Raw genomic sequence first — 10,391 nt, forward strand, 5'->3', positions numbered from 1 at the left:
CCCCGCTGATCGGGGGAGAGGTGTCGAGCGAAGCTCGACGGAGTGGGGCTCGACCGTTCATCAGATCCGCTTGATTGCCTGACTGCCTAAGCTCTCGCGCGCGTTGAGCGGTGCCCGTCTTGCGGCGGCCGGGCGCTTCGTCAACGGCTTCCACCACTCCGTCGCCGCTGCGCGGCGCCACCTCTCCCCCCTCCGGAGGGAGAGGAAAGGTGCCAGGCTGCATAAGCTCGCGCCCTTCCTCTCCCCCGTCGATCGGGGGAGAGGTGTCGAGCGCAGCTCGACGGAGTGGGGGTCGACCGTTCATCAACGACATTGATCAGAAATCGGTCGGCGCACCGCCCTCGGAGCGGCGCTTTTCGACGAAGGCGTTGAGTTCTTCACGGATCGCCGGGTCCATATAGGGGTCTTCGTAGGATGCCAGCCGTTCCTTCCAGACCTTGTTGGCCTTTTCCAATGCCGTCGGCGATCCGGCTTCCGCCCAGGTCTCGAAGTTGCGCCAGTCGGAGAGAATTGGCGAATAGAAGGCAGTCTTGTAGCGGTCCTGCGTGTGCTGGGTGCCGAAGAAATGGCCGCCGGGTCCAACAGACTGGATGGCGTCGAAGCCGAGCGCTTCATCGGACAGGTCGAGTGGGGTCAGGAACTCCGCCACCATCTGCAACAGGTCTATGTCGAGAATAGTCTTCTCGTAGGAGCAGCGCAGGCCGCCTTCGAGCCAGCCGGCGCCGTGCATCATCAGATTGCCGCCGCCCTGGATGGCGCCCCACAGCGAGAACACGCTTTCATAGGCCGCCTGCGCGTCGACCGTGTTGGCCGCGCATGTATTGGAGGTGCGGTAGGGGATGTTGTAGCGGCGGGCAAGCTGGCCGCCGACCAATTGCGCCTTCATGTATTCGGGCGTGCCGAAGGCTGGCGAGCCGGACTTCATGTCGACATTCGAGGTGAAGCCGCCATAGCCGACAGGCGCGCCTTTGCGCACCATCTGGGCAAAGGCGATGCCGGACAGCGCCTCGGCATTCTGCTGCACCAGCGCGCCGGCGATGGTGACGGGCGCCATTGCGCCCGACAGGGTGAAGGGCGTGACGACGACGACCTGGCCCTTGCTCGACATCTGGATGATGCCTTCCATCATCGGCACGTCGAGCTTGAGCGGCGAGTTGGTGTTGATGATGGTAAAGACCGATGGCTCCTCCAGCATCTGCTCATGGCTGATGCCGCGGGCGATGCGGGCGATCTCGATGCCGTCGACGTTGCGCTCCTTGCCGAGCGAATAGATGTGAAACACCTTGTCGGTCAGCGTGGCGAGGTCGCGTATGCATTCGAGATGGCGGACCGACGGGTGGATGTCGGTCGGCTCGACCGGATAGCCGCCGGTGCAGTTCAGAATGTTGTGCATCTGCGCCAGGCGCAGGAAATTGCGGTAGTCAGCCTGATTGCCAGGGCGACGGCCGCGATCGATGTCGGAGCAGTTCGGCGCCGACGCCATCATCGACAGGATCACATTGTTGCCGCCGAAGCGGAGATTGTGCGCGGGATTGCGCGCATGCATGGTGAATTCAGACGGGCAGTGCGAGACCAATTCGAGGATCATGTCGCTGTCGAAGCGCACCCGCTCGGTGCCTTCGCGCACATCCGCGCCATGCGCCTTCATGATGCGGCGGGCCTCGTCATGCAGGACGTCGACGCCGATTTCCCTGAGCACGCGCAAGGAGGCGAGGTGGATCGATTCCAGCTCGTCCTCCGAAACCAGCCTGGTCGGCGCCAGAGGGTTTTTCAGTTGGCGGAAAGGCGGCTGCTCGAACGCGGCCGAGCCTCCGGCGCGCTTTCCAGCACGGCCGCCACGGCGGGCACGGTCGGGTGCCAAAGCCGGTTCTGCAGATTGTAGGGCGGCGGTCATGATGGTCCTCGTAGGATGCGATAGCGGGCGGCATAATGGACCGGCGGCCCGCCGGCCATTGCGGAGGCGGCGACCACTAGGGCGAGGGAAGCGACATGACCGGACGGCAGCGGCGTGGCCGCGACATCGCCTCGATCATTCGACCATTGGCGCAAGCGGAATTCCCTTGCCGGCCCTTTCTTTCCCCCCGCCGAACCAGTAGCTGGTGACGCTTGCCGGCCGGGACGCCAGCCGGCATCCCACATGGATAATGACATGGTCGCAACCAGCACGAGCGAGGTCGAAGCGGGGACGCAGTGGGCAGCGCTCGCCGGCGTCACCGCAGCGCTTGCCATGTTCGGCGCCGCGCAGGGGCTGAGCTCGCCGCTGTTCACGCTCCTGATGCAGAAGCAGGGCATGTCGCCCGGGTTGATCGGCCTGTCGGCGGCGATGATGCCGCTCGGTTTGATCCTGTCGGCTTCCTTCGTGCCGGCGGCGGTGCGGCTGGTCGGGGCGCGCAACCTCGCGGTCGGCTGCTCGCTGATCGGCGCGCTGTGCTTCCTGGGCGTCGGCTATCTGCAGAACTGGGTGGCCTGGTATGTCATCCGGTTCATCATCGGCGTGGTCATCAATCCGCTCTACATCCTTGGCGAGGTCTGGGCGCTGTCGCTGGCGGCGCCATCGCGGCGAGGCCGGGTCATGGGCGTGTTCAACACGCTGATGGGCGCCGGCTATGCGGCCGGGCCCTTCACCTTGACCCTGGTCGGTACGTCGGGCTGGGCTCCCTTCAGCGTCGGCATCGGCGGCTTCGTGCTTTGCGCGGTCATTCTGCGTCTTGTCTCGTCGAGGCTCACCGGTTTCGAAGATGACGGCCAGCCCGCCGGCAGTTTTCTCAGCTTCGCCCGCCTGGCGCCGGCTCTGCTGCTGGCCGTGCTGGTCTCGGCCGCCGTCCAGCAAAGCACCTATGCGCTGGTCCCGGTCTTCGGCGCCGGCTATGGCCTGCCGGAAGCGGTGCTCGCCGCGCTGGTCATGGCGCTTTCCCTCGGCAATATCCTGCTGCAGATCCCGCTTGGCCTGCTGGCGGAGCGGTTCGGTGGCCGCCCCATGATCCTGGCCTGTGCCATCGCAACCACCGTCTGCGCGCTGCTGCTGCCGCTGCTGATCATGACGCCGCTGGTCTGGGTTGTGCTTCTGGTGATGGGCGCGGTTGGCTACGGCGTCTACACGATGGCGCTGGTCGAACTCGGCAGCCGGTTCAGGGGCACGCTGCTGGTCACCGGCAATGCGGCCTTCGCCTTGCTGTGGGGCGTTGGCGGTATTGTCGGCCCGCCGAGCGCCGGCCTGCTCATGCAGGGCATCGGCCCGCTCGGCCTGCCGATCGTGATCATCGGCCTCGACGCCTTGCTGGTGATCTTTGCACTCTATCGCTCGTCGGTCCGCCGGAGCGGGCAGACATGATCGCGGCAAGCCCCGGCAACGGCGAGGCAGGGATGCAATGGGCGGCGATCACCGGCGTGATCGCGACCGTCTCGGTGTTCGCGATCGCGCAGGGGCTGTCCTATCCGCTGTTGAGCTTCATCCTGCAGCGGCAAGGCGTCTCGCCGGCGATGATCGGACTGTCGGCTGCCATGACGCCGATCGGCTTCATCGTCTCGTCGCCGCTCATTCCGGCGCTGGCACGCCGGTTCGGACCAGGGCGCACCGCGCTCACCTGTGCGGCACTTTCGGCCGCGGTGCTGGCGCTGATCGGCTGGACACAGAATGTCTACCTGTGGTTCCCGCTGCGTTTCCTGATCGGCGTCGTGACCAATCCGCTCTATGTTTTAAGCGAAATCTGGGTGATCGCGCTGGCGCCGCCGGCCCGGCGCGGCCGCATCATGGGCATCTATTCGACGATCATTTCGGCAGGCTTCGCGGCCGGTCCACTCTGCCTGCTTGCCGTGGGCACGCTGGGCTGGCCACCGTTTCTCGTCGGCATCTGCGCCTTCGTGCTGTGCGGCATCTGCCTGGCATCCGTGCTGCCGCGCCTGCCAAAGGTGGACGAGGCCGGGCACCAGGTTTCCGTTCTTGGCTTCGTGCCACTGGCCTGGCTGCTTTTGTTTGCGGTCATCGTGGCCGCCGGTTTCGAACAGGGCGCGCTGGCCTTGCTGCCGGTTTACGGCACGCATTACGGCATCGCCGAAGCCCGGATGTCGGCGTTGCTCACGGTGATGATTGCCGGCAACATCGCCATGCAGATGCCGCTCGGCCTGCTGGCGGAAAGGCTGACGGCGCGGTTCGTGCGGCTGGTCTGCATAAGCGCTACGGCGCTCGGATGCGCGCTGTTGCCTTTTCTCATCGAGACACCGCTGATCTGGCCGATGATCTTCATCTGGGGCGCGGTTTCGTACGGCATCTACACGATGTCGATCATCGAACTCGGCGAACGCTTCACCGGTTCGACACTGGTCGCCGGCAATGCCGCCTTTTCGCTGATGTGGGGTGTCGGCGGCATCGCCGTGCCGCCGGTGGCGGGAAGCGTCATGGATGTGCTGGGCGCGGGCGGCCTGCCGCTCACGCTTGGCCTGCTGTGCCTGGCGCTGGCGGTTGCGAGCCTCGCTGGTCGCGGGAAAGCCTGAATCCTCGGCGTCGATGCCGCAGCTATTGAATATCGGACAAGGCATGTCGATGTTGCATGCCGAAGCATGACTATCGGAGATTCCATGACCAAACCTATCGCCAAGCCAGACTCCAGCACGGACGATCCCTTCCTCTGGCTGGAGGACAGGACCAGCAAACAGTCGCTGGACTGGGTGCATCGTCAGAACGAAGTCACGGTTGGGCAATTGCAGGGCGATCCGTCCTACCAGGCATCGTTCCAGACCGCGCTCGACCTGATGACGGCCGAGGACAACATCGCCGTGGGTGCGGCAATCGCCGGCCATGTCTATAATTTCTGGCAGGACAAGACCAATGCGCTCGGCCTGTGGCGCCGCACAACCGTCGCTTCCTACAAGACCGAGAAGCCGGAGTGGGAAACGATCATCGACTTCGACCAGCTCGCGGCGAAGGAGGGGATCAAATGGGTGTTCAGCGGCGCCAGCCGGCTCTATCCGGAGTTCAGCCGCTGCCTGCTCTCAATGTCGCCGGATGGTGGCGATGCCAGCGAGATGCGGGAGTTCGACATCGAGACCAAATCGTTCATCGAGGGCGGATTCCGCGCGCCGGCCTCGAAATCGGGATTTGGCTGGCTGGATAAGGACACGGTCATCGTCTCAGCAGCCTTCGAGGAAGGAGACAAGACCGAGTCCGGCTATCCGCGCGTGGTCAAGCTCTGGAAGCGCGGCACCAGGCTCGAAGACGCGGCGCCGATCTTCGAGGCGCAGAAGGAAGATCTCGCCGTCGGCGCCGGCGTCGAGTTCGACGGCGAGAAGCGTCATCTGTTTCTGGCGCGGACACTCAATTTCTTCGCATCGCACAGTTTCCTGCATCTCCCGTCTGGCGAAAACAGGCGCATCCCGCTGCCGGACGACGTCACCGACACCGCGCTTTTCAAGGACCAGATGGTGTTCGGGGTGCGCACCCCTTGGACGGCGCCGGATGGCACGGCCTGCCAGCCGGACGGGCTCTATTCGCTCGATTTCGCGCACTGGATCGAAACCGGCAGCCTTGGCGCCATCGAGACCTTGCTCGCGCCGGCGCATCGCGTGTCGATCGCGGGCCTTGCCCGCACCCAGGACCGGTTGTTCGTCAGCCTGATGGACAATGTGCGCGGCAAGGTTCTCGTCTGCGAACGCAAGGACGGCGCCTGGTCGCTGAAGGCGGTCGCTCTGCCTGAAAACGGCACGGTCGGCATCAGTCATGCCGAGCATTTCGGTTCCAGCGTGTCCTTCTCCTTCACCGATTTCCTGACACCGAGCTCGATCATCTGGTCCGACGACGATGGCGCGACGCTTGAAACCGTGAAGTCGCAGCCAGCACGCTTCGATGCCTCGCCGCTGATTTCGGAGCAGTTCGAGGCGCGCTCGAAGGACGGCACGATGATCCCTTATTTTGTCGTCCGGCGGCGCGACCAGAAGGGGCCCGTGCCGACGTTGCTCTATGGCTATGGCGGCTTCGAAGTGCCGTTGCTGCCCGGCTATGCCGGCGTGCGCGGCAGGCTGTGGCTGGAGAAGGGCAACGCCTATGTGCAGGCCTGCATCCGCGGCGGCGGCGAATTCGGCCCGGCCTGGCATCAGGCGGCGCTGAAGGGCAAACGCCAGAACGGCTTCGACGATTTCGCCGCGGTCGCCGAGGACGTCGTCCGCCGCGGCATCGCCACGGCTGCCTCGCTCGGCATCCAGGGCGGCTCGAATGGCGGCTTGCTGACCGGCGTTTCCCTGACGCAGCGCCCCGAACTCTTCGGCGCCGTCATCGTCGAGGTGCCGCTGCTCGACATGCTGCGTTACACGCAATTGCCGCCGGGCGCCTCGTGGATGGCCGAATATGGCGATCCGTCGAAGCCCGAAGACGCCAAATGGCTTTCCGCCTATTCGCCCTACCAGCATGTCGATGCGGACGTCGCCTATCCGCCGGTGCTGCTGACCACATCGACGGCGGACGACCGGGTCCATCCCGGCCATGCGCGCAAGATGGCGGCCCGGCTGCAGGAGGCCGGTCACGCCAGGACGCTGTTCTTCGAGGAAACCGAGGGCGGGCATGGCGGGCGCGGCGACCGTCGGCCTCAAGCGATGCAGACGGCGATGAAATATGTATTCCTGCAGAGGGCGCTAAGCGGCAAGGCCTAGCCATATCCCGTCATCCGCCAGGCAAAGGGTGGTCGAACCACCCTTTGCCCTGAATCCCTTTTCTTGGCGATTCCGGACCGAAAACCGTTTCACACTTTTCATGGATTTGCTCTAAGGTGCCTGCCATGGCTCTCGCTAGGCTATCAGCTCGCGCATTCCGGGTTGCGGTGACACCGTCATCGCGCACGCTGCGCGCCGAGCTTTTGCGGCTGTGCGCCCGCATCGGCTATTCGCCGCCTGCCATCCTCTGACGACTTCGCCCCGGCGCCAGCCGGATTGAATCCAGAGGAAAGATCAGACATGACCTATCAGAATTATTCGCTGAAGCAGCTTCAGCAGATCGACGCCGCGCACCATCTGCATCCCTTCACCGACCACAAGGAATTGCGTGAGGCGGGCGCGCGCATCATCACCCATGCCAACGGCCCGTTCATCTACGATTCCGAAGGAACGGAACTGCTGGACGGCATGGCCGGCCTGTGGTGCGTCAACATCGGCTATGGCCGCGACGAACTGGCGGAGGCCGCCTATGCGCAGATGAAGGAGCTACCCTACTACAATTCCTTCTTCAAATGCTCGACGCCGACGCCGGTGCTGTTGTCCAAGAAACTGGCTGAAATCGCACCGAAGAACGTCAACCAGGTCTTCTATGGTTCCTCCGGCTCGGAGGCGAACGATACGGCGCTACGACTTGCCCGTCACTACTGGGTGCTGGAAGGCAAGCCGGAGAAGAACCGCGTCATCTCGCGCAAGATGGCCTATCACGGCTCGACCATAGCCGGCACCTCGCTCGGCGGCATGGATGCCATGCACAAGCAGCTCGGCGGCGCTGTGCCCAACATCGTCCATGTGATGATGCCCTATGCCTATGAGCTGGCGCTGCCGGGCGAAAGCGATCACGATTTCGGCCTGCGCGCGGCCAAGGCCGTGGAGGATGCCATCCTGGAGGCCGGCGCCGATAAGGTCGCTGCCTTCATCGGCGAGCCGGTGATGGGGGCGGGCGGCGTGAAGATACCGCCGATGAGCTACTGGCCGGAAGTGCAGCGCATCTGCCGCAAATACGATGTGCTGCTGATGCTGGACGAGGTCATCACCGGTTACGGCCGCACCGGCGAATGGTTCGCCGCCCAGACCTTCGACATCGAGCCGGACACCATCACCACGGCCAAGGCGCTGACGTCGGGCTATCAGCCGCTGTCGGCGCTGCTGGTCGGCGACCGCATCACCTCGACGCTGGTCGAGAAGGGCGGCGAGTTCAATCACGGCTACACCTATTCCGGGCACCCGGTGGCCTGCGCCGTGGCGCTGAAGAACCTGGAGATCATCGAAAGGGAAGGCCTGGTCGAGCGGGTCAGGAACGACACCGGGCCGTATTTTGCCAAGGCCCTGCAGGAACGCATCGCCGGGCATGATCTGGTCGGCGAGGTGCGCTCGATCGGCCTGATGGGCGCGATCGAGATCGTCAAGGACAAGGCGACCAAGGAACGGTTCCTGCCGTCGGGAAGTGCCGCGGTGACCGTGCGCGACCATGCGATCGCCAACGGCATGATGCTGCGCGCCACCGGCGACACGATGATCCTGTCGCCGCCGCTGATCTGGAGCCGCGACACCATCGACATGGCTTGCGAGCGTATCGGCAAGGCACTGGACCTGGCGCAAGCGGATCTGCGCAAGCGATAAGATATTGCAGGCGTCCCGTGGTTCGGGACGCCTGCCATCCGCCCTGAGCCGGTCTCTTGTTCGTCTTTCGCCGATGGGCCAAGGGTTCCGGTCATCGGCGCTATCGGCTACAAGCCGTCGAGGCCGTTCGCCGAAGGGAGACTTGATGGCAGGACAACCGCTCAACCAGCCGGCTGAAATTCCGGCCGAGCTCGACCGCTGGAACTGGGGCGCCTTTTTCCTCAACTGGATCTGGGGTATCGGCAACAGCACCTTCATCGCGCTGCTGGCGCTGATCCCGTTGGTCAACATCGTCATGATCATCATACTCGGCGCGCGCGGCAGCCGCTGGGCCTGGCAGAATCGTGCCTGGCGCGACGCCGAACAGTTCCGCAAGACGCAGCGGAACTGGGCGATCGCGGGACTGGCGGTGTGGGTGGTTGGCATCGGCGGCTGCGCGACGATGGTCGGCAGCATTCCTTTCGTTCTGAAAAGCAGCGACGCCTATCACATGACCATGGATGCCATTCGCGCCGACACGCGCGTGAAAGCCGCCATCGGCGAGGAGGTGACCGACAATTTCTGGGTCGGAGGCAATCTCGACGTCAATGCGAATGGCGCGGGGGATGCCCAGTTCAGCATTCCGGTCCATGGCGCCAAGGGCAAGGGCACGGTGTATTCGCACCTGGTTCGCAAAGCCGGCTCATGGAGCACGCGCCTGCTCGTCGTCAGGGTGGACGGGGAGGACGCGCCGATCGTACTGACCAACGAAGATCACGTTCCGATCCCGAACGCGGCAATCGGAATATAAATTTCGGGAGCGGCAGAAACGCAAAAACCGCGCTCCATCGGGAACGCGGCTTTGCCAGATACGCAGGCGCTTCGCTACGCAAACAATTTGCGAAACTTTATGGGCACTTGTCGAACTTACGGGCTCCGGTACGCGAGACCTGATCCGGAGCGCCGGGCGGAAGTGATATGTCCGCCTCGCCATCCGTTTTATAGGGACATCGTTACCGCGGAGTTATCGAGAGCTTAAGCAAATCTAAATTTACGGTTTTTCTGGCTGGAGAATCCAGAAGAGCCAATTACATCAGTTGGTTATGCGGGGTTCCCGCGCAAAAAATTAATTATGCCGGAGAAATCGGCGCCGCCGTTCCCTTGAGCGTTGAACAGGGCGTAGAGTTGGGCGGCCTCGGCGCCCAGCGGCGTCACGGCGCCGGAAGCCTGTGCGGCTTCCTGCGACAATTTCAGGTCTTTGAGCATCAATGCGGCTGCAAACCCTGGCTTGTAGTCCCTGTTGGCCGGCGAAGTGGGCACCGGGCCCGGCACGGGGCAATAGGTGGTCAGCGACCAGCACTGGCCGGACGATGTCGAGGCGACGTCGAACAGCGCCTGGTGCGACAGACCGAGTTTTTCCGCCAGCACGAAGGCTTCGGCGACGCCGATCATCGAAATGCCGAGGATCATGTTGTTGCAGATCTTGGCCGCCTGGCCGGCGCCGTCGCCGCCGCAATGGACGATGCGGCCGGCCATCGGCTTCAGGATCGGCTCGGCGGCGGCGAAGGCATCGTCTGAACCGCCGGCCATGAAGGTCAGCGTGCCGGCCGCCGCACCGCCGGTGCCGCCCGAAACGGGCGCATCGATCGACAACAAGCCATTCCTTGCGGCTGTCGCATGCGCCTTGCGTGCCGATTCGACGTCGATTGTCGACGAATCGATGAACAGCGCGCCCTTTTTTGCCTTAGGCGCGATGTCCTCATAGACCGACAGCACGTGCTTGCCGGCCGGCAGCATGGTGATGACCACATCGGCATCCTTCACCGCGGCCAAGGCGTTCGCCATGACGACGACGCCGTGCTCGCGCGCGACCGTCAAATTCTCCGGCACCAGATCGAAGCCATGGACGGCATGCCCGGCCTTGACCAGATTGGCAGCCATCGGATTGCCCATGTTGCCGAGGCCGATGAAGGCGATGGTGGTCATAGTGGCGCTCCGTGATTTGGGTAAGTAGGCGGTAGGCAGTAGGCAGTAGGCAGTAGGCAGTAGGCAGTAGGCAGTAGGCAGTAGGCAGTAGGCAGTAGGCAGTAGGC

Annotated in this window: 8 protein-coding genes; 6 read left to right on the plus strand and 2 right to left on the minus strand. The window is 64.0% G+C overall.

What is annotated here, in order from left to right; genetic code table 11:
* Positions 1-316: 316 nt before the first annotated feature.
* Positions 317-1,894, minus strand: coding sequence for a trimethylamine methyltransferase family protein (locus tag LB568_RS33170; RefSeq protein WP_224732383.1), 1,578 nt, complete (start codon positions 1,892-1,894; stop codon positions 317-319).
* A 255-nt stretch (positions 1,895-2,149) separates the two neighbouring features.
* Between LB568_RS33170 and LB568_RS33175 the strand changes: the two genes are divergently transcribed.
* The 6 genes from LB568_RS33175 (at position 2,150) to LB568_RS33200 (ending at position 9,109) form a co-directional block, all read left to right on the plus strand.
* Complete coding sequence (locus tag LB568_RS33175) at positions 2,150-3,331, plus strand: MFS transporter (protein WP_224732384.1); 1,182 nt, start codon at positions 2,150-2,152, stop codon at positions 3,329-3,331.
* Positions 3,328-4,491 carry an MFS transporter gene (locus tag LB568_RS33180; protein ID WP_224732385.1) on the plus strand — a complete coding sequence of 388 codons (1,164 nt, stop codon included), beginning with the start codon at positions 3,328-3,330 and terminating at the stop codon, positions 4,489-4,491. Before LB568_RS33175 ends, LB568_RS33180 begins: the two co-directional genes overlap by 4 nt.
* Before the next feature lie 84 nt (positions 4,492-4,575).
* Entirely contained in the window at positions 4,576-6,639 is a 2,064-nt protein-coding gene (locus LB568_RS33185; RefSeq protein WP_013895002.1) for a prolyl oligopeptidase family serine peptidase, read from the plus strand.
* Positions 6,640-6,764: 125 nt separating this feature from the next.
* Complete coding sequence (locus LB568_RS33190; RefSeq protein WP_041164190.1) at positions 6,765-6,890, plus strand: hypothetical protein; 126 nt, start codon at positions 6,765-6,767, stop codon at positions 6,888-6,890.
* Positions 6,891-6,939: 49 nt separating this feature from the next.
* Positions 6,940-8,319 (plus strand): aspartate aminotransferase family protein, encoded by a 1,380-nt coding sequence (locus tag LB568_RS33195; protein WP_224732386.1) that lies wholly within the window; start codon positions 6,940-6,942, stop codon positions 8,317-8,319.
* 145 nt (positions 8,320-8,464) lie between these two features.
* Complete coding sequence (locus LB568_RS33200) at positions 8,465-9,109, plus strand: cytochrome c oxidase assembly factor Coa1 family protein (RefSeq protein ID WP_013895004.1); 645 nt, start codon at positions 8,465-8,467, stop codon at positions 9,107-9,109.
* Between the two features lie 290 nt (positions 9,110-9,399).
* Here the strand turns inward: LB568_RS33200 and mmsB are convergent, their stop codons facing one another.
* Positions 9,400-10,284: a 3-hydroxyisobutyrate dehydrogenase gene (gene mmsB / locus LB568_RS33205; protein WP_013895005.1), complete on the minus strand. Its 885-nt coding sequence runs from the start codon at positions 10,282-10,284 to the stop codon at positions 9,400-9,402.
* Positions 10,285-10,391 lie beyond the last annotated feature (107 nt).

The organism is Mesorhizobium sp. B263B2A (genome assembly GCF_020165775.1).
GTDB classification, from domain to species: domain Bacteria; phylum Pseudomonadota; class Alphaproteobacteria; order Rhizobiales; family Rhizobiaceae; genus Mesorhizobium; species Mesorhizobium opportunistum.